General features: G+C 74.5%; 16 protein-coding genes and 1 pseudogene. 10 read left to right on the forward strand and 7 right to left on the reverse strand.

The features are described 5' to 3' along the window. The first annotated feature begins 2 nt into the window (after nt 1-2). The 4 genes from MNZ27_RS09780 to MNZ27_RS09795 are packed head-to-tail and all read left to right on the forward strand — an operon-like array spanning nt 3 to nt 4,410. Nucleotides 3-650, forward strand: a complete 648-nt coding sequence (locus MNZ27_RS09780) for an NADH-quinone oxidoreductase subunit K (RefSeq protein WP_242393863.1) — start codon at nt 3-5, stop codon at nt 648-650. A 3-nt stretch (nt 651-653) separates the two neighbouring features. Then, nucleotides 654-2,090: a complex I subunit 5 family protein gene (locus MNZ27_RS09785; RefSeq protein WP_242393864.1), complete on the forward strand. Its 1,437-nt coding sequence runs from the start codon at nt 654-656 to the stop codon at nt 2,088-2,090. Beyond that, nucleotides 2,087-3,607, forward strand: a complete 1,521-nt coding sequence (locus MNZ27_RS23995) for a hydrogenase large subunit (RefSeq protein ID WP_242393865.1) — start codon at nt 2,087-2,089, stop codon at nt 3,605-3,607. Before MNZ27_RS09785 ends, MNZ27_RS23995 begins: the two co-directional genes overlap by 4 nt. Then, on the forward strand, nt 3,604-4,410 hold the full coding sequence (locus MNZ27_RS09795) for an NADH-quinone oxidoreductase subunit B family protein (RefSeq protein WP_242393866.1): 807 nt from the start codon (nt 3,604-3,606) through the stop codon (nt 4,408-4,410). Before MNZ27_RS23995 ends, MNZ27_RS09795 begins: the two co-directional genes overlap by 4 nt. 4 nt (nt 4,411-4,414) lie before the next feature. Here the strand turns inward: MNZ27_RS09795 and MNZ27_RS09800 are convergent, their stop codons facing one another. Continuing rightward, complete coding sequence (locus MNZ27_RS09800) at nt 4,415-4,744, reverse strand: PspC domain-containing protein (protein WP_242393867.1); 330 nt, start codon at nt 4,742-4,744, stop codon at nt 4,415-4,417. 340 nt (nt 4,745-5,084) lie between these two features. Then, a complete protein-coding gene (locus MNZ27_RS09805) occupies nt 5,085-5,720 on the reverse strand; it encodes a class I SAM-dependent methyltransferase (protein ID WP_242393868.1) in 636 nt (211 codons plus the stop codon). A gap of 183 nt (nt 5,721-5,903) precedes the next feature. Between MNZ27_RS09805 and MNZ27_RS09810 the strand changes: the two genes are divergently transcribed. Then, nucleotides 5,904-6,389 (forward strand): GNAT family N-acetyltransferase, encoded by a 486-nt coding sequence (locus MNZ27_RS09810; protein ID WP_242393869.1) that lies wholly within the window; start codon nt 5,904-5,906, stop codon nt 6,387-6,389. Between the two features lie 7 nt (nt 6,390-6,396). On the opposite strand, the gene MNZ27_RS09815 is transcribed toward MNZ27_RS09810, so the two are convergent. Beyond that, entirely contained in the window at nt 6,397-7,872 is a 1,476-nt protein-coding gene (locus tag MNZ27_RS09815) for a nicotinate phosphoribosyltransferase (RefSeq protein ID WP_242393870.1), read from the reverse strand. 115 nt (nt 7,873-7,987) lie between these two features. Between MNZ27_RS09815 and acnA the strand changes: the two genes are divergently transcribed. Together acnA and MNZ27_RS09825 are read left to right on the forward strand one after the other, a co-directional pair. Next, complete coding sequence (gene acnA / locus MNZ27_RS09820) at nt 7,988-10,831, forward strand: aconitate hydratase (protein ID WP_242393871.1); 2,844 nt, start codon at nt 7,988-7,990, stop codon at nt 10,829-10,831. 72 nt (nt 10,832-10,903) lie between these two features. Continuing rightward, nucleotides 10,904-11,212, forward strand: a complete 309-nt coding sequence (locus MNZ27_RS09825; RefSeq protein ID WP_242393872.1) for a hypothetical protein — start codon at nt 10,904-10,906, stop codon at nt 11,210-11,212. A gap of 29 nt (nt 11,213-11,241) precedes the next feature. Here MNZ27_RS09825 and MNZ27_RS09830 read toward each other — a convergent pair whose 3' ends face one another. Both MNZ27_RS09830 and MNZ27_RS09835 read right to left on the reverse strand, forming a co-directional pair. After that, entirely contained in the window at nt 11,242-13,422 is a 2,181-nt protein-coding gene (locus tag MNZ27_RS09830) for a hybrid sensor histidine kinase/response regulator (protein WP_242393873.1), read from the reverse strand. A gap of 207 nt (nt 13,423-13,629) precedes the next feature. After that, nucleotides 13,630-14,871 carry a cation:proton antiporter gene (locus MNZ27_RS09835; RefSeq protein ID WP_242393874.1) on the reverse strand — a complete coding sequence of 414 codons (1,242 nt, stop codon included), beginning with the start codon at nt 14,869-14,871 and terminating at the stop codon, nt 13,630-13,632. A gap of 365 nt (nt 14,872-15,236) precedes the next feature. On the opposite strand from MNZ27_RS09835, the gene MNZ27_RS09840 reads away from it, so the two are divergent. Both MNZ27_RS09840 and MNZ27_RS09845 read left to right on the forward strand, forming a co-directional pair. Continuing rightward, a complete protein-coding gene (locus MNZ27_RS09840) occupies nt 15,237-15,677 on the forward strand; it encodes a hypothetical protein (protein ID WP_242393875.1) in 441 nt (146 codons plus the stop codon). 392 nt (nt 15,678-16,069) lie between these two features. Next, entirely contained in the window at nt 16,070-17,395 is a 1,326-nt protein-coding gene (locus MNZ27_RS09845; RefSeq protein WP_242393876.1) for a citrate (Si)-synthase, read from the forward strand. A 331-nt stretch (nt 17,396-17,726) separates the two neighbouring features. Here MNZ27_RS09845 and MNZ27_RS09850 read toward each other — a convergent pair whose 3' ends face one another. Continuing rightward, nucleotides 17,727-18,944, reverse strand: a complete 1,218-nt coding sequence (locus MNZ27_RS09850) for a M23 family metallopeptidase (protein ID WP_242393877.1) — start codon at nt 18,942-18,944, stop codon at nt 17,727-17,729. 147 nt (nt 18,945-19,091) lie between these two features. After that, nucleotides 19,092-19,442, reverse strand: a complete 351-nt coding sequence (locus MNZ27_RS09855; RefSeq protein ID WP_242393878.1) for a DsrE family protein — start codon at nt 19,440-19,442, stop codon at nt 19,092-19,094. A gap of 48 nt (nt 19,443-19,490) precedes the next feature. Between MNZ27_RS09855 and MNZ27_RS09860 the strand changes: the two are divergent. Then, nucleotides 19,491-19,746: pseudogene (locus tag MNZ27_RS09860) on the forward strand (RNA-binding protein); the annotation flags it as partial.

Raw genomic sequence — 19,746 nt, forward strand, 5'->3', positions numbered from 1 at the left:
CGATGCCCTCCCTGACCAGCTTCCTCTTCGTCCTCGTCGTGGTGCTGGATCTCCTCGTCCTCGCCTCGAGCCGGCTGCGCGGCGCGATCCGGACGGTCGCCCTCCAGGGCGCGCTGCTCTCGCCCCTGCCCGTCCTGCTCGCCACCGGCGCGCACCAGACGATCCACGTGATCGCGCTCGCCCTCGGCGCGCTCGTGGTGAAGGGGCTCGTCATCCCGGGGATGATGCTGCGGGCGATGCGCGAGGCGTCGATCGCGCGCGAGCTCGAGCCCATCGTCGGGTTCGTGCCCTCGCTGGTCGCCGGCGCGATCGGCGTCGTCGCCGCCTTCACCCTCTCCGGCGCGCTCCCCCTGCCCATCGCGGAGCGGCACGCGCTGCTCGTCCCGACCGCGCTCGCCACCGTCTGGACCGGGCTCCTCCTCGTCGTCACGCGGCGCAAGGCCGTCGCCCAGGTGCTCGGGTTCGTCGTCCTCGAGAACGGGGTCTTCGTCTTCGGCCTGCTCCTCAGCGACTTCATGCCGGTGATGGTCGAGGCGGGCGTGCTGCTCGACCTGTTCGCCGCCGTCTTCGTGATGGGGATCGTGATGTTCCAGATCAACCGCGAGTTCTCGTCGCTCGACACGCGGAGGCTCTCGAGCCTGAGGGACTGACCGGTGCTCCTCCCCCTCCTCGTCCTCGCGCCGCTCCTGCTCGCGGCGGTCGCCTTCGCGCTCCCCGCGGCGCGCCTGCGCCCGCGGGTGCTCCTCGCCGGCGCCGCCCTCCACGCCGCCGGGGTGACCGTCCTCTGGGTCCGCCGCCCGGGCCCGACCCTCGGCGGGTGGCTCGCCGTGGACGCCCCCGGCCTGCTCGCGCTCTCCACGGTGAGCGTGGTGTTCCTCGTCTGCGCGGTGTACGTGCAGGGGTACCTCGCGGTGCACCCGGAGCGCGACAACCGGGTCTTCGTCGGCAGCCTCCTCGTGCTCCTCGCCGCGATGACCGCGGTCTCGCTCGCCCAGCACCTCGGCCTGCTCTGGGTGGTGATCGAGCTCACCACCCTCTCCACCGCGCCGCTCATCTACTTCAAGCACGACGCGCTCTCGCTCGAGGCCACCTGGAAGTACCTGATGGTCTGCTCGCTCGGGATCGCGCTCGCGCTGCTGGGCACCTTCTTCCTCGCCCTCGCGTCGGCGGGGCCGGGCGGGCCGCGCTCGCTGCTCGTCGGCGAGCTCGTGGCCGGCGGCCCCGCGCTCTCGCGGCCGTGGGTGCGCGCCGCCTTCGTGTTCCTGCTCGCCGGCTACGGCACGAAGATGGGGCTCGCCCCGTTCCACGCCTGGAAGCCCGACGCGTACGGGGAGGCCCCGGGCGTGCTCGGCGCGCTGCTCTCCGGCGGCGTCACGAACATCGCCTTCCTCGCCCTCGTCCGCGTCCTCCAGGTGTGCAACGCCGCCGGCGAGGGCCCCTTCGCCCGGAGGAGCATGGTGGGCATCGGCCTGCTCTCCATGATGGTGGCGGTGACCTTCATCGTCGGGCAGCGCGACGTGAAGCGCCTCCTCGCCTACTCGAGCGTGGAGCACATGGGCATCCTCGCCCTCGGCGTCGGCCTCGGCGGCGCCGCGAGCGCCGGCGCCTTCTTCCACATGGTGAACAACGGGCTCGCCAAGAGCGTGCTGTTCCTCACCGCCGGGAACATCCAGCGCGCCTTCGGCTCGAAGCGGGTGGACCAGATCCGCGGCGCCGCGCGCCGGCTGCCGGTGTCGGGCGCCGCCTTCCTCGCGGGGTTCCTCGCGATCACCGGCTCGCCGCCCTTCTCGCCGTTCTACAGCGAGCTCGCCATCCTCGACGGCGCCCTCGGCGGCCGCCGCTTCGTGGTGGCCGCGCTCTTCCTCGTGCTCCTCGCCGCGGTGTTCGTCGCCATGGGCGCGGCGGTGCTCCGGGTGGTGCAGGGCGACCCCGGCGACGCGCCCGTCCCGGCGAAGTTCCGCGACGCCGCCCTCACGGCGGGGCCGCCGCTCGCGCTGATGCTGCTCGTCCTGCTGCTCGGGGTGTGGGTCCCGCGCCGGCTCCTCGACCTCTTCCAGGCCGCCGCGTCGCTCGTGGGAGGTGCCCCGTGAGCGGCCGCGTCCTCCGCGCGCGGAGCGGCGAGGCGGTCCGGACCGCGGACGTGCCGCTCCTCCCGCTCGACGGGTTCCAGGGGATCGTCGCCGACGCGCTCACCGCCGGCAGCCGGGTGGTGGCGTACTTCGGGGACGCCGGGCCGGACGGGGCCGTGCGCCTCACCGCCGTCCTGGCGGACGACGGCGAGCACGCGGTCGGGCTGCTCTCCACGGTCGTGGACCGCGCGATCCCGTCGCTCGCCGCGGAGTGCCCCGCGCTCCAGCTCTTCGAGCGGGAGCTCGCCGAGCAGTACGGCGTCGTCCCGGAGGGCCACCCCTGGCCGAAGCCGGTGCGGTTCGAGCGCCCGCGCCGCCCGGGGCCGGATCCGTGGGGGCGAGCCGGGCCGCTCGAGACGATCCCCGGCGCCTACCCGTTCTTCGAGGTCGAGGGCGAGGAGGTGCACGAGGTGGCGGTGGGGCCGGTGCACGCCGGGATCATCGAGCCCGGCCACTTCCGGTTCCAGTGCCACGGCGAGAACGTGTTCCACCTCGAGATCGTCCTCGGGTACCAGCACCGCGGCGTCGAGCGGCTGCTCGAGGGCGGCCCGGACCGGCGCACGGTGGCGCGGATCGAGTCCGTGGCGGGCGACACCGCGGTCGGGAACGCCCTCGCCCACGCGCGGGCGCTCGAGGCGCTCGGGGGCGTCGAGGCGCCGCCGCGGGCCGCCGCGCTGCGCGCCGTCGCGCTCGAGCTCGAGCGGCTCGCGAACCACGTGGGCGACCTCGGCGGGATCGCGACCGACATCGGGTTCCTGCCGACCTCGAGCGCCTGCGGCGCGCTCCGGGCCCAGTTCCTGAACGCCCTCGCCGAGCTGTGCGGGAACCGCTTCGGCCGCGGGCTGGTGGTGCCGGGGGGCGTCCGGTTCGACCTGCCCGCCGACGCCGCGGCGCGCCTCGCCGCGCGGCTCGCCGCGGCCTGGGATCAGGTGGCCGCCGCGGCGCGCGTCTTCTTCCGCGCCGCCTCGGTGCGGAACCGGACCGACGGCACCGGCGTGGTCCCCACGCCCCTCGCGCGGCAGCTCGGCCTGGTCGGCCCGGCCGCGCGCGCGAGCGGCCTCCCCGTGGACGTCCGGGCGACGCACCCGTTCGCCCCGTACGCCGCGCGGCCGATCCCGATCTCCGTCCAGGAGGCCGGGGACGTCACCGCCCGGGCGCGCGTCCGGCTCGACGAGGCGGCGGCCTCCGCGGCCTTCGTCCAGGCCACCCTCGCCGCGCTCCCGGACGGCCCGCTGCGCGCGCCGGTGCCGCCGCCGCGGCCGGACGCGCTGGTCGTCTCGCTCGTCGAGGGCTGGCGCGGCGAGCTCTGCCACGCGGTCCGGACCGGGCCGGACGGCCGGATCGCCCGGTACAAGCTGGTGGACCCCTCGTTCCACGACTGGATGGGGCTGCAGCTCGCGCTGCGCGGGCAGCAGATCAGCGACTTCCCGCTCTGCAACAAGAGCTTCAACCTCTCCTACTGCGGGCACGACCTGTGATCGGCATCCTCCGCGAGCGCCTCCGCCTCGGTCACCAGACCATCGCCTACCCGGACGGCCCGGCGCGGTTCCCGGCGCGCTTCCGCGGCCGCCCCGCCCTCGACCCCGCACGCTGCGCGGGCGGTTGCGCCGCGTGCGCCGCCGCCTGCCCGACCGACGCCGTCCTGCGCCCGGGCACCTCGGAGCTCGCCCTCGACCTCGGCGCCTGCGTGTTCTGCGGCGCCTGCGAGGAGGCCTGCCCGGCCGGCGCGATCCGGTTCACCCGCGACTACCGGCTCGCGATGCGCACGCGCCCGGAGCTCGCGGTGCGCGGCGACGCGCCGCTGCTCGCGCGCGCGCTCGACGAGCGCATGAAGCGGCTCTTCGGCCGCTCGCTGCGGCTGCGGCAGGTCTCCGCGGGCGGGTGCAACGGGTGCGAGGCGGAGCTCAACGCCACCGGCAACATCCAGTTCGACCTCGGCCGGTTCGGGATCCAGTTCGTCGCCTCGCCGCGGCACGCCGACGGCATCGTGGTGACCGGGCCGGTCACGGAGAACATGCGCGCCGCGCTCCGGACCACCTGGGAGGCGACGCCGGCGCCGAAGCTCGTCATCGCGGTGGGCGCCTGCGCCATCTCCGGCGGCGCGTTCGCCGGGAGCCCCGCGTGCCACGACGGCGTGGACGGCGGGCTCCCCGGGGTGCCGGTCGATCTGTACATCCCCGGCTGCCCACCGCACCCGGTGACGCTGCTCGACGGCCTGCTGCGGCTGCTCGGGCGGGTCGAGGGGGACCGCCTGCAGCTCGGCGACACGGGGGTGCTCTGAATCCTCAAACTCGTTCCGGCGGCCGCGTCACCCGGGTGTCGGGCGGCGTCGCGGCCGGCGACGGGAGCGGCTCGAGGGGCATCGCGATCCAGAGGGCGACGTACACGAGGAGCCCCCAGAGCCCGATCGCGGCGGACAGCAGGAAGACGACCCGCACCGCCGCGATGGGCAGGCCGAAGCGGTTCGCGAGCCCCCGGCACACCCCCGCGATGAGCTTCCCCTCGCGGGCGCGCGTCCACTCCCGGACGGGCGGTCGATCGACCAGCCAGCTCGTGCACGCCGCGCAGCGGATCGCGCCGTCGGCGTTCTCGGTGCGGCAGTACGGACAGAGCATCTGCGACCTCGCGCTCGACCTCCCCTGAGAGCCTGTGAAGAAACCCTCTCCCGTCGCCGCGGCGAACGATACGCGTCGCATCGCGTCGTTGCTCCTCCCTCACATAGCCTATGGCTATGCTCGGTCGTCGCGCCTCGCGCTGCTCGCGTCTCGCTCGCCTGGCTCGGTCCGAAGATTTCCTCACAGGCCCTGAGCTTACGTCGCGGACAGCGGGCTCGCCTCGATCCGAGGCGCTCCGCGCCCCGGGGGGCTCACGCTCGGGCGCGCTCGCACAGCCTGGCGCCCGGGCCCCGAGCCCTTCGCCGGCCCGTCCCTCGCCGCGCGCCCGCCGGCCGCGCCCCTACTTCTGCGCCGGGTCGCGCCCGAAGGTCCCGGCCCAGAAGCTCCTCCCGTGCCGGAGCGGAATGGTCTCCTGCCGCCGGAGCGGGATCCCGTACGTCTCGAAGAGCCGCATCAGCTCGTCGGGCGGGACCAGCTTCATGGCCTTCTCGATGATCCGCAGCGCCTTGGAGGGCGCCTCGGGCCCCTGGCCGCCCGGGAGCTGGAGCACCACCGAGCACGCGCCGCCGCCGGCGAGCCACTCGGCGATCTTCCGGACGAGCACCTCGGGGTACAGGTACTCGAAGACCAGCGCGGCGTGGATGAGGTCGAAGCTCCCCGGCGCTGCGCGCCAGGCGGCCGCCTCGCTGCAGAACAGCTCCAGCCGGGGCCCGAGCTGGAAGAAGCGCTGCCGCGCGATCCCGAGGTACTGCAGGTTCACGTCCACGCCGACCACGCGCTGCGTGACCGCCGGGTCCACGTGCTCGAGCCCGTTCCCGGTGCCGCACCCCACCACGAGCAGTCGATCCGGCTGCGCCGCGAGGTACGCCTGCTGGAAGAGCTGCGAGAGCGGCGCGAGCTGATCGAGGCCGTCCGGTCCCATGTGCCGCTCGTAGTCGGCGGCCTGGACGACGGTCCACGGGTTCGGGGTGCTCATGTCCCGGCTACCCTACCCGAGATCCCCGGTCCTGTCCGCGTGATGCCATGAGGCCGGCGATCCCGATGCACGCCGCTGCGCCACATCCACCGACAGCGTGCCGGGCTCGTCGCCCGGACGGCTGCTCCGGGGCGTGGTGCCCGCCAGGGAGCTGCGGGTCGCTCCGGACCGGGTGCTACCGTCGTGACCGTGCGCGTCCGCCGGCTCACCACGGCCGATCTCGAGGCGAGCCTCGACCTGTTCGAGGCCGTGTGCGCGGAGGGGCGCTGGCTCGCGAGCGAGGCGCCCATCGAACGCGCGGAGGTGCGCCGGACCTGGGAGGCGCTCCTCGCGACGGGCGACGGGACGCTGCTCCTCGCGGAGGAGGGGCCCGGCGCGCCGCCCGCGGGGCTCGTCGCGCTGGTCGGCCGGGCCCGCCCGGAGCTCGGGATGCTGGTCGCCGCCGGACAGCGCCGCCGCGGCGTCGGCACGGCGTTGCTGCGCGCCGCGCTCGACTGGGCCCGCGAGGCCGGGGCCCCGGAGGTCGTGCTGCACGTCTTCCCGCACAACGTCGCCGCGCGCGCGCTCTACCTCGCCCACGGCTTCGAGGATCGCGGCCTCGTCCTCCGCGCCTACCCGCGCCGCAGCGGAGAGCGCTGGGACGCGCACCGGATGGTGCGCCCGCTCTGAGCGGGCGCTACCCCGGGGCCCGCCGCGCCTCGAGGACGAGCCGGGTGCGGACCTCGTACAGCGCGCGCTCGACGCCGACGGGGAACTGGTGCGGGTTCACGAACCGCTTCACGCCGGGGTGGAAGCCGGCGAGCTGCGCCTGCGTGCGCGCCCGGATCGACTGGAGCGGGGGTGGGTCGTAGACCCGCCGCCCGCGGCGGAACACCGGGACGAGCAGGTCCTCCCCGGGCGTGCCCGGGTCGAGCTCGCGACGCCGGGTCGGGTCCAGCGGATCGACCATCACCGTGGGAGCGGGCACCCCGAGCGCCTCGTCGTAGATCACGTCGGCGAGGAACCCGCGCTGGCCCGCGTAGCGGCGGACCTGGAGGAGCCCGGGGATGGTCGTCTTCGACGCCTGCTCCGAGACCTTCACCTTGTACTGCCACGGCGCGTCGCGCGAGGCGCGCGCCGCCCCGAGCTTGTAGACGCCGCCGAGGGCGCCGTCGCCCTGGCCGGTGACGAGGCGGGTCCCGACGCCCCACGCCGCGATGCGCGCCCCCTGGTCCTTCAGGCTCTGGATGATGGTCTCGTCCAGCTCGTTCGAGGCGAAGATCACCGCCTTCGGGAACCCGGCCTCGTCGAGCAGCCGCCGCGCCTCGATGGAGAGCCAGGCGAGGTCGCCCGAGTCGAGCCGGATCCCGAGCAGCTCGTGGCCGTTCTCGCGGAGCCACCGGCCCGCCTGGATGGCGTGGCGGACGCCCTCGAGCGAGTCGTAGGTGTCCACGAGGAAGACGCCGTTCGCCGGCATCGCCCGCGCGTACGCCGCGAAGGCCTCCTCCTCGCTGTCGTGCAGCATCACCCAGGAGTGCGCGTGCGTGCCGCTCGGAGGGATGCCGTAGAGGCGCGCCGCGAGGGTGTTCGAGGTGGAGGCGCAGCCCCCGATGTACGCCGCCCGGCTCGCCGAGAGGCCGCCGTCGATCCCCTGCGCGCGCCGCAGGCCGAACTCGAGGACCGGCTCGCCCTGCGCGGCGAGGCAGACCCGCGCGGCCTTCGTGGCGACGAGCGTCTGGAAGTTCACCACGGCGAGGAGCGCCGTCTCGAGGAGCATGCAGGGGATCACCGGGCCGCTCACGCGGACCAGCGGCTCCTGCGGGAAGACGACCGTCCCCTCCGGCACCGCGTCCACGTCCACGTCCACCTCGAGCCGCCGGAGCGCCTCGAGGAAGGCCGGCTCGAAGAGCAGCGCCCCGTCCACGCCCCGCCGCGCGGCGAGGAAGGCGAGATCCTCCTCGTCGAAGCGGAGGTGCTCGACGAAGTCCGCCACGTGCTCGAGCCCCGCGGCCACCGTGAAGCCGCCGTGGAAGGGGTTGTTGCGGAAGGTGAGCGTGAACGCGGCCTCGCGGCTCGCAACGCCGCTCTTCCAGGCGGCGTACGCCATCGTCAGCTCGTAGAAGTCCGTGAGGAGCGCGAGCGACGGCCGGTACAGCTCGGATGGGACCGACAAAGACGACCTCCTGGCGTGCCGCGGGCGGGGCCTGCACCCTCGCCGGATCACCCGTCGCGCCGCTTGCTGCGTCCGCTCCCGCCGATACAACTCCGACGGAGGACGGAGGCCTACCATGAACGATCCGCTCGGCGTCGTCACCCCCTACGAGCCGTCACCGGGCAAGACCGGCCGGCTCGTCTCCCTGCCCGCCCTGGAGGAGAAGGGGTTCGGGCCCATCTCCCGGCTGCCGGTGTCGCTGCGGATCGTGCTCGAGTCCCTCGCCCGCAACGTGGACGGCGAGCGCGTGACCGAGGAGGACGTCCGGGCCCTCGCGCAGTGGCGGCCGGGGGCGGAGCGCACCCGCGAGCTCCCGTTCGTGGTCGGGCGCGTGCTCCTCCAGGACTTCACCGGCGTGCCGCTCCTCGTCGACCTGGCGGCCATGCGCGCCGCGGTCGCCCGGCTCGGCGAGGACCCGCTCGCGGTCGAGCCGCTCGTCCCGGTGGACCTCGTGATCGACCACTCGGTCCAGGTGGACGCGTTCGCGGTGCCGGACGCGCTCCAGCGGAACATGGACCTCGAGCTCGACAGGAACCTCCCGCGGTACGAGTTCCTGAAGTGGGGGACGCAGGCGTTCGAGCGGCTCCGCATCGTCCCGCCCGGCATCGGGATCTGCCACCAGGTGAACCTCGAGTTCCTCGCGCGCGGCGTCCTCGAGAAGGACGGCCTCTCGTACTTCGACACCCTCGTCGGGACCGACTCGCACACGCCGATGGTGAACGGGCTCGGGGTCGTCGGCTGGGGCGTCGGCGGGATCGAGGCCGAGGCCGCGATGCTGGGGCAGCCGACCTACTTCCTCACGCCGGACGTGGTGGGCGTCCACCTCTCCGGCGCGCTGCGCGAGGGGGTCACCGCGACGGACCTCGTGCTGCGCGTCACCGAGCTCCTCCGCAAGGCGAAGGTCGTCGGGAAGTTCGTCGAGTACTTCGGCGCCGGCGCGGAGACGCTGCCCGTGCCGGAGCGCGCGACGCTCTCCAACATGGCGCCGGAGTACGGCGCCACCCTCGGCTTCTTCCCGCCGGACGAGCAGTCGGTGCGCTACCTCGAGCTGACCGGCCGCGCGCGCGAGGTGGTGGACGCCTTCCGCGCCTACCACCAGGCGCAGGGGCTGTTGCGGATCCCGCGGCCGGGCGAGGTGGACTACAGCGAGGTGATCGAGCTCGACCTCGGCTCGATCCGGCCGGCCGTGGCCGGGCCGAAGCGCCCGCAGGATCGGATCGAGCTGCCGGCCCTCGGCCGCACCTTCGCGGACCTGCTCACCCGCCGGGACGCGACCGGGTTCGGCAAGCCCGCCGCGGAGCTCGGCCGCCGCTACCGCTACGGCGACGGCAAGGCCGGCGCCTCCGGCCGGAGCGGGGGGCTCCAGGACTCCGAGAGCGCGCCCGACGGCCGACGGGACACGAGCCTCCTCACGGAGTTCGAGATGATGAACAACCGGCCGACGGGCGACGACGTAGCGCAGCCGGCGGCGCGCCGCCTCGCCGACGCCGACGTCGAGATCGGGCACGGCGACGTGCTCATCGCGGCGATCACCTCGTGCACGAACACCTCGAACCCGAGCGTGATGCTCGCGGCCGGGCTCCTCGCGCGGAAGGCGGTCGCGCGGGGGCTCACCGTGAAGCCGACCGTGAAGACGTCCCTCGCCCCGGGGTCGCGCGTCGTCTCGCGCTACCTCGAGCGCACGGGGCTGCAGGCGGACCTCGACGCGCTCGGCTTCCAGGTCGTCGGGTACGGCTGCACCACCTGCATCGGCAACTCGGGGCCGCTCGACGAGCGCATCGAGGAGGTCGTCACCGCGCACGACGTGGTGGGCGCGTCGGTGCTGTCCGGCAACCGCAACTTCGAGGCGCGGGTCCACCAGTCGGTGAAGGCGAACTTCCTCATGAGCCCGCCGCTCGTGGTCGCCTTCGCCATCGCCGGCCGGGTGGACGTGGACCTCGAGCACGACCCCCTCGGCGTCGGCAAGGACGGTCGGCCGGTGTACCTGCGCGACGTCTGGCCCACGGCGGCGGAGGTCGAGGCGCTCCGCGCCGCGGCGTCGGATCCCGCCGCGTACCGCGACAACTACGCGGACCTCTCGCTGAACGAGCGCTGGAACGCGCTCCCCGTGCGCGGCGGGAAGGTCTACGAGTGGGACCCCGCCTCGACGTACATCCAGGAGCCGCCCTACTTCACGCCCTTCGACCTCCAGCCGGGCGAGGTCCGGGACGTCGTCGGCGCGCGGCCGCTGGCGATCTTCGGCGACTCGGTCACCACCGACCACATCAGCCCGGCCGGCGCCATCAAGGCGACGTCCCCCGCCGGCGCCTATCTGCAGGGGCTGGGCGTGGCCGTCCGCGACTTCAACAGCTACGGGTCGCGCCGCGGCAACCACCACGTGATGGTGCGGGGCACCTTCGCGAACGTCCGGATCAGGAACCTCATGGCCCCCGGGACGGAGGGCGGCGTCACGGTGCACCAGCCGACGGGGCGTCGGCTCTCGATCTACGAGGCCGCGCTCGAGTACGCGCGCGAGAAGGTCCCGCTCTGCGTCGTCGCGGGCCTGGAGTACGGCACCGGCTCCTCGCGCGACTGGGCGGCGAAGGGCACGATGCTGCTCGGCGTCCGCTTCGTCGTGGCGCGGTCCTTCGAGCGGATCCACCGCTCGAACCTCATCGGGATGGGCGTGCTCCCCTGCCAGCTCCCGGACGGCGTGTCGGCCGGGACGCTCGCCCTCGACGGCACCGAGACGTTCGACCTGGCGGGCGTGGCGGGCGCGCTCCGGCCGCGGCAGCGAGCGACCCTGGTCGTGCACCGCGCGGACGGGCGGCGCGACGACGTGCCGGTGACGGTCCGGATCGACACGCCGATCGAGGCCGAGTACTTCCGGCACGGCGGGATCATGCCGTACGTGCTGCGGGCCATCCTGGGGCGCAAGTAGGGCCGCCGTCGGCGGGCCGCCCGGCGGCCGCTCGCTTGCGGACGCCGCCCGGCCCGGCATACAAGCGCCGGCATGACGATCCAGGTGTACCTCGCGGTCGCCGCCCTCGCCGCCTCCGCGCTCCTCTTCTTCACCGCCCAGGGCCGTGCCCTCCCCGCCTTCGCCCTCGTCGCGAGCGCGCTCGAGGTGGTCCTGGTGATGGGGTGGATCCACGTGAACGTCGCGGGCGTGAGCCTCGGGCTCGTGCTCGGGCTCCTCCTCGCCGTCCCCGGGCTCCTCGCCTGGTTCCGCGCCTCCGGCAAGCCGGCCATCACCGCGGCGGCGATCGTGACGCTCGTCGGCGCGCTCCAGGTGCTCGAGCGCGTGCACTTCCGGCGCTGACCAGCGCCGGCGCAGGGCGATGCGCGCCGTCAGCCCGCCGCGACCGCGTCCGCGCCGCCCCCGCCCGGACGCACGGCCGGCTCCGCGCGCGGCGGCGGCCCCTCGACCGTCGGCGCCGCCGCGGGTCCGCGCCCGAGGAGCCCGGTGAGGACCGCCCGCAGCGCGTCCGGCTCCACCGGCTTGGGCACGTGCGCGTCGAAGCCCGCCGCCAGCACGCGGTGCCGGTCCTCCGGACGTCCGAAGGCGGTGAGCGCCACCGCCGGTACCGGGAGGTCCCCGCGGGCGCGCTCCCTCCGCCGCAGCTCCTGGACGAGGGCGCAGCCGTCCTCGCCGGGCATGGCGATGTCCGAGACGAGGAGCTCCGGACGCTCGGGCCCCGCGAGGTCGAGCGCCTCCAGCGCCTCGCGCGCGGACGCGACGCCCACCGGGCGCCCGCCCCACGAGAGCAGGAGCTGCAGGAGGAGCTCCCGCGAGTCCGCCTCGTCGTCCACGACCAGGATCCGCGCGGCGCCGAGCCGCGGCCGCTCCACCCGCGCCGGCGGCGCCGCCGCCGATGCGGGCCGCGGCGCCTGCGGCAGCACCACCCGGAAGGTGGCGCCGCGCCCAGCCCCGGCGCTCGCCGCCTCGATCGTCCCGCCGTGCAGCGCCACGAGCTCGCGCGTGAGGGCGAGGCCGAGGCCGAGCCCGCCGTGCCGCCGCGCGTCCGACCCGTCCGCCTGGCGGAAGCGCTCGAACACGTGGGGGAGGAAGTCCGACGGGATCCCCGCGCCGGTGTCCTCCACCGTGAGCGCCACCTCCTGCCCCGCCGCCGCGAGCAGCGCGTCCACCCGCCCGCCCGCGGGCGTGAACTTCACCGCGTTGGAGAGGAGGTTCCACGCGATCTGCTGCACGCGGGCGGCGTCCCCGAGCACCGGCGGGATCGGCCCCGCGACGGTCCAGCGGAGGGCGATCCCCTTCGCGACGGCGGCCGGGCGCACCACCTCGAGGGCGGCCTCGACGGCCGCGGCCGCCTCGACCTCCACCTTCTCGATCCGGATCGCGCCGCGCGAGATCCGGGACATGTCGATCAGGTCCGACACGAGGTGGGCGAGGAGCCGCCCGTTGCGGTCGATCACGGCGAGGCCGCGGGCGAGCCGCTCCGCGTCGCCGGCCCCGTCGCCGAGCAGCCGGGTCCAGCCGAGGATCGCGTTGAGGGGCGTCCGCAGCTCGTGCGAGAGGGCGTTCAGGAGCTCGTCGCGGGCGTGGCTCGCGGACTCCGCGTGCGCGCGCGCCTCGTGCTCGCGCGCGAGGGCCCGCGCGAGCTCCCGGCGCGAGGCCTCCCGGTCCGAGCGGGCGCGATCCCGCGCCGCCTCCATCCGGTCGAGGGCCCGCGCGTCCCGGAGCGCGAGCAGCACCAGGACGACCGTGAGGGCGACGACGACGACCGCCACCGCGCTGGCGCCCTCCCGGCCGGCGGGCGCCACGGCGAGGGCGCCCCAGCCCACGGCGAAGGGCAACGCCACCGCGTAGACGAGCATGCGGCGGGCGATGGCGCCCCCGCCGCCCGGCGACGCCAGATCCGCGACGAAGCCTGCGCCGGGGCGCGCGAAGAGCACGCCCACGTCGAGGAGCAAGAGCGCGAGCGCGCTGGGGAGCGGGATCGCGGAGAGCGCCGGGGGGCCGAGGAGCGGCCGGACGTCATAGGCGTGGCCGACGAGCGCGAGGAGCGGCAGGGCCGCCGCCGCGAGCGCGAGCCCCTGGCCCGCCGTCGCCCCGCCGCGGCCGCCGGTCAACGCGAGGACAGCGCCGCCGACGAGGAGGAGCGAGAGCGCCACCCCGGGCGCCACGCGCCCCAGCCCGGCGGGTCCGGCCGACGCGACCGGGCCGCCCGGCGCGAGGAGGCCGGACCCCACGTGGTGCAGCACGAGCGCGAGGACGCCGAGCCCGGCGGCGAGCAGCGCGAGCGTACGCGCCGCGCTCGCCGCCCCCGTCCCGGTACGCCCGGCGAGCAGGGCCGCCACCCCCGCGACCACGAGCCCGGCGGCCGCGGCAGGCTGCACCTGGAAGGCGGGCCCTCCCACGCGAGCACCCTCCGCGCCGAGCGCCCAGCGCGCGAGCACCGCGGCCCCGATCACCACCGCCGAGAGCGCGGCTCCCCTCCCCACGTGGCGCATGCGCACGAGGGCGCCGTTGTCGCGACGGGCCGCGGAAGTCGGGATCGGCGCGTCCATCCGGGGGCTCTCCCAGAAAGTAGGATCTGGCCCGCGCGGCCGCATGTGCCCGGGCGATCGATCGCCCTCCTACCTCGGGGGGCCTCCGGACGGCGCTCGCCGGCCTGGTCGGGTTCACCGGGCAGCGCAGGGAGGAGCCTGCCCCCGCTTCATCGGACTCGAGCTTCGCTCATTCCGGTGCATGCTCGAAAAACACCGAAAGGCGAGTCAGAGCGCGCCCGGCTGGACCACCCCCGACGCCGCGCCCGCAGGGAGCCGGCCGAGCCGCCAGCGGAGGAGCGGGGGCGTGACGACCGTGGTGATGAGCACCATCGCCACGATCGCGGCGAACTCGCCCTCCTCGAGGAGCGGCCGCCCGTTCACGACGAGCGTCCGCCCGATGCTCGCGAAGATGAGCCCCACCTCGCCGCGCGGGATCATCCCGAGCCCGACCGCGAGCCGGTCCGCGCCGGGCGTCACGACCGCGAGCGCGCACGCCTGCTTCCCCACGATCGCGGCGACGGCCAGCGCGAGCGCCAGGCCCGCGGAGCCGGTCGCCATCGACCGCAGATCCACGTTCAGCCCCATGCGGACGAAGAACAGCGGGACCAGCACCGCCGCGAGCGGCGTGAGGCGCTCCTCCAGCCTGTACTCCTCCCCGGCGAGCTCCGCGAACGGGACGCCCTCGAGGATCAGGCCGGCGGCGAAGGCGCCCACGATGGGCGCGAGGCCGGCGGCGTGGGCCGCCCAGGCCAGCCCGAAGCAGACGATCAGGGCGAGGGTGAAGAGGACGCCCTTCCCCGCGAGCAGCGCCGCGAGCCGGAAGAGCCGCGGGGCCGCGCGGCGCCCGAGGACGAGGGCGCCGACGACGAAGCCGACCGCCTTCGCGGCGACGGCGGCGAGCGTCGCGACCGAGGTCCCGCCCGCGCCCCCGCCGGCGAGCCCGACCATCACGGCGAGCACGAGGAGACCGAGGACGTCGTCGATCACCGCCGCGCCGAGGATGATCTGCCCCTCGCTCGACGCGATCCGGTCCATGTCGCGCAGCACGCGGGCGGTGATGCCGACGCTCGTCGCCGAGAGCGCCGCGCCGAGGAAGAGGTGCGCGAGGGGGCTCGCCCCGGGGAGGAGCCAGGCGCCGACCCCGAACCCGAGGGCCATCGGGACCACCACCCCGATGCACGCGACGAGGAACGCGGACACCCCGACCTTCATCAGATCCGCCAGCCGCGTGGAGAGGCCGACCTCGAAGAGGAGCAGGACGACGCCGAGCTCGGCGAGGGCCTCGATCACCGGATCATGGGCGATCGCCGCCGGCCCGTGGACGCCGGCGAGGCCGAACGCGCCGAGCGCGATGCCGGCGCCGAGCTCCCCGAGCACCGCCGGCTGTCCGAGCCGCTCCGCGAGGAGCCCGCCCACCTTCGCGGCCGCGAGCAGCACCACGAGATCCACGAGGAGCTGAGTGATCACCCGTCGTCTCCCTCTCGCCGGCGCCGGTGCCTCGAGAAGAGGCACCGCTGGCCGGCCGTTGCACCGATCCGCGGCGGTCCGGCTTCCGACATCCCTCGGAAACCCCGAGATGCGCCGCGCGAGGCTCACTCATTGCAAGCCGCGATCCGCCGAGATCGGGACCGCCCACGCGCCGAGACGCGCGCCGGCCATCGGTCCGCGGTCCATTGTCAGAGGGAGTTACTAGGGTCGCAACGCCGTTGTTCCAACTCGCCTGCGCTCTCCTCGGGCGCGCCTCGGCGCGGCGCCGAGGAAGAGGCCGTGAGAAGAGAGGCCGTGAGAAGAGGCCGTGACGGAGGGCCGTCCCTCCGCGGAGGTTTCCAGAGATGGCCGTGAAGGTCATGGTGGCGCCTGCGATCGCGAAGGGCGAGATCGCCAAGCCTGCGCCGGTGAAGAGCAAGAAGGGGCCGGGGGCGGCGAAGCCGCGCCGGCGGCAGTCGTCGGTCTACGACGCGAACGGCAACGAGGTGTTCATCACCCTCATGTGCCTGAAGTGCCACAAGATGCGGCCGCTCTCGCAGTTCGGGCTCCGCAAGATGGCGGACGGCGCGATCCGGAACCAGCCCTGGTGCCGGAGCTGCCGCTCGGGCGCCGGCGAGAAGCCGGGGGCGAAGGACCCTGCAGAGATCGTGGAGTCCGCCGCCGCAGAGGCCTCCGCCACGGAGGCCTCCGCCACCGGCGCCCCCGCGCCGGCGGAGCCGCGCCGCGCCTCGGGGGCGGTGGCTGCGGAGGTCGCGGCGGCGCTCGCAGCCGGCCTCCGGCGCTGAACCCGATTCCCCGCCGACGCGTGACGCTGGGGCGTCGCCCCCGCCCCTGTTCGGCCGCGCGCGCCGGGCGCGCGAGACGGCTGCCCTCCGGCGCGTGCTCCAGCGTCTGATCCGGGGTCGGTACGCTCCCGCTGGCGGCGTCGCTGCCTCGCGCAGGGCGCCTCGCCGCGCCCCCCGCGCGCGTTCGTGTCGCCGCGTCGCGTGGCGGCCGGTCGCGTGCGCGAGCGAGCGCAGGAACGAGCGGTCGGCACGCGAAAATCGACAGCGAGACTCTACTAAAGAATACGGGAGGTTAGCGTTTGCGCGTGGGGCCGCCGCGCGAGTAGGATTCAGGCTCCTCGCAGACATCCGCACTCACGGCAGCACAACCTTCCTCAGGCTGGAGTGACCACATGGCTGAGTCCACTCTCAAGCAGACGCTGAAGCAGAAGATCGAAGCCTTCCGTCCCCGGATCCAGAAGCTGAACAAGGAATTCGGCGACGTGGTGATCGACAAGGTCAACATCGGCCAGGCCATCGGCGGCGCGCGCGACGTGCGCTGCCTGGTCACGGACATCTCGTACCTCGATCCCCAGGAAGGCATTCGCTTCCGCGGCAAGACCATCCCGGAGACGTTCGCGGCGCTCCCGAAGGTTCCCGGCAAGGAGCAGCCCTTCGTCGAGGGCTTCTTCTACTTCCTGCTCACCGGCGAGATCCCGACCATCGACCAGACGATGGAGGTGGTCGCGGACTGGAAGGCCCGCGCTGCCGTCCCGCAGTACGTGTTCGACGTGCTCCGCGCGATGCCGCGTGACTCGCACCCGATGGCGATGTTCTCCACCGCCCTCCTCGCGATGCAGCGCGAGTCGAAGTTCGCGAAGCGGTACTCGACCGGCCAGATGAAGAAGACGGACATGTGGGACCCGATGTACGAGGATTCGATGGACATCCTCGCGCGGCTCCCCGTGATCGCCGCGTACATCTACCGGATGAAGTACAAGGGCGACACGTTCATCCCGGCCGATCCCAAGCTCGACTGGGGCGGCAACTTCGCGCACATGATGGGCATCGCCGATCCGTACGACGACGTCGCCCGCATGTACTTCATCCTCCACTCGGATCACGAGTCGGGGAACGTCTCGGCCCACACGACGCACCTCGTCGCCTCGGCGCTCAGCGACGCGTACCTGTCGCTCTCCGCCGGCCTCAACGGCCTCGCCGGCCCGCTGCACGGCCTCGCGAACCAGGAGGTGCTCGGCTGGATCAAGCAGACGATGAAGAAGCTGAACAACCAGGTCCCGACCAAGGAGCAGCTCAAGCAGTTCCTCTGGGACACGCTGAACGCCGGCCAGGTGATCCCGGGCTACGGCCACGCGGTGCTCCGCAAGACCGACCCGCGGTTCACGGCGCAGAACGAGTTCTCGAAGAAGCACCTGCCGAACGACCCGCTGTTCCAGCTCGTGAACATGATCTACGAGGTGGCGCCGGGCGTGCTCACCGAGCACGGCAAGACCAAGAACCCGTGGCCGAACGTCGACGCGCACTCGGGCGTCATCCAGGTGCACTACGGCGTGACGGAGGAGGACTTCTACACGGTCCTCTTCGGCGTCGGCCGCGCGCTGGGCGTCCTCGCGAACATCACCTGGGACCGCGGTCTCACCTTCGCGATCGAGCGTCCGAAGTCGGTCACGACCGAGATGCTCGAGAAGTGGGCGAAGGAGGGCGGCCGGAAGGTCTAGGCCGCCGCACCGAAGACCCAAGCATGAATAGGGAGCCGCCCTCGGGCGGCTCCCTTTTTGTTTCGACCGATCGTCTACAGCGCCGCTCGATTGGGCTGAGCCCTGCTGCGGCGCACGCTGCCTGCCTGCGCCGGGCAGACTCCTCCGTCCGCTGCTCGACGTGCCTTCCAGGCACGCCTGCGCTGCTCCGTCGTCGTGTGCCCCGGCTCGGCGACGGCATCGTGTGCCTCGCGACGGGCTCGACCCAACCGAGAGGCGCTAACGAGGAGTGGCGCGTTCGGAGTCGGGAGCACGACCGCCCGCGACGCGGCGCGGGCGAACCGGGCGGCGCCTACCGCGCGGGGGCGGCGACGGCCATCGGCGCGGCAGGGGCCGTCGCGGCCGGCACCGGCGCCCCGGACGCGACCACGGTCCCGGAGAGCTGCGCGTCGAGGGCCGTGCGACGGGTGTCGAAGGCCGGGCGCTGCCCCGCGTCGAGCGCGACGCGATGGGTCGGCTGGACCGCGAACGGGTCGAGGATCGTCCCCTTCGAGTCCTCCATCTGGTAGTGCAGGTGCGCGGCGAAGGAGTGGCCGCTGTTGCCGGACAGCGCGATCTGCTCCCCCTTCTTCACGCGACGGCTCGGGACCATGTCCTTCGGCAGCACCTCGAGGTGCAGGTAGATCGCGTGCCGGCCCGTGGCCGGGTCCTTCACGTCGAGGCAGTTGCCGTTCCCGGCGAAGTTCCAGTTGCGCCGCTCGATCACGCCGTCGAACGTGGCGAAGACCGGCGTGCCGACCGGCGTGCGGAAGTCCACGCCCTTGTGACGCCGGCCGTCGCGCAGCAGCGACGTCACCTGGTCGTAGTCCGCGACCGGCACCGTCACGAGCCGCTCCTCGAGCTCGCTCCCGTCCACGCGGTAGTAGTGCGGCCAGCGCGACCCCTGCGCCTGGAAGCGGTAGACCGCGACGGTGCGCCCGAGCTTCTGCGACGCGAAGCGGATCGCCTCCACCACCGGCTCGTTCGCGCCCGGCGCGCCAGGCGGGAGCGTCCCCGGCGGGAGGTAGACGAGCTCGATCTGGTCACCCCGGCGGCCGTCACGGGAGACCTGCAGGTCCCAGACGAGGAGCCGGTTCACGACCTGCGTGAGCTGGTCCGAGAAGGGGCGGTCCTGGGCGGGCATCGCGGCCCGGATGGACTCCTCGAGCGCGCCCGAGAGCCTGGTCGCGATGCGGCGCGGGCCGGAGAGGGCCGCCGGAGCCGGGGCGCGCGCCGCGGGGGCCGCGGGCGTGGCGCTCACCGGCACCGGCGCCGCGGGGGCGGTGGCGGCAGCCGGGACGACACCGGGCGCGGCGGGTGCCGCGGACGGCGTGGCCGCGGCGGCGGGCGCGCCCTTCTCGCGCGAGGACGCGAGCGGGAAGCGCCCGCCCGGCGCGGTGTACCGGCCGGCGGCGAAGCCGGCGCTCAGACCGGCCAGCAGGACGACGAGCAGCCCGAGGCGTCGGAGGCCGGCGCGCGGCGAGCGTCCGTTTCGGGAAGACGGAGGCGGATCGAGTGACAGGGCGACCATTGAGAGCTCCAGGGATGGGCGTACCCGGAAACGCCCGGCGCCTCGCCCATCTTCCGCACTGGCGCACGACACACGGCCCGCCGGGCGAGCGCCTGCCGCTGCTGGGGGAGGAGCCCCGGTTGGCCGCTGGAGGGGATCCCGATCGGGCTAGAACGAGTACCGATCGACCACGCCCCGGCTCCACTCGATGATGGTCGGCCAGCCGACCACGGCGTCGAGCGCCCGCTCGGCGTCCGCGAGCGCGACCCGGTGCTCGACGACGCTGGCGCTGCACGCGACGAGGCGGCAGGCGCCCGCCTCTCTGGCGCGGTGCAGGAGCCCGCCGGGCTCGTCGCGCTCGTCGTCGTGGGCCGCGACGACGGCGGGGACCGCAGGCCCGAGCAGGTAGACGTCCACCCGGTCGCCCATCGCCCCCGCGGCGAGGGCGCAGGCCCCCGCGAGCCGGAGCGCCTCGGCGTCCGCGTGGGAGAGGAAGACGACGACGCGCCGCTCGGCCATGCGCCCCTTTTACGCGAGACGCGAGGGCTCTGCTATAAGACGGCCCGCATGCCGGAAGAGAAGAAGCCCGAGTCCCAGGGTCCCGTCGTCATCCGCAAAGGCCACGTCCGGCCGCCGCCGCCCGGCTCCCGGATCGAGGAGCCGCAGGTGGAGCCGCTCCTGCCCGCGCCCTCCTCCACGCCCGCGCCCTCCTCCACGGACGGACGACCGCTCTGGCAGCGCGTCGCCGACGAGCGCGGCGCGAAGCCTGCGCCCGGCCCCGGCCCGCGCGGCCGCGGTCCGCGCCCCGGCGGGCCGCGCGGCG

The sequence above is a fragment of the Anaeromyxobacter oryzisoli genome, from assembly GCF_022690765.1.
Taxonomy (GTDB): Bacteria; Myxococcota; Myxococcia; order Myxococcales; family Anaeromyxobacteraceae; genus Anaeromyxobacter; species Anaeromyxobacter oryzisoli.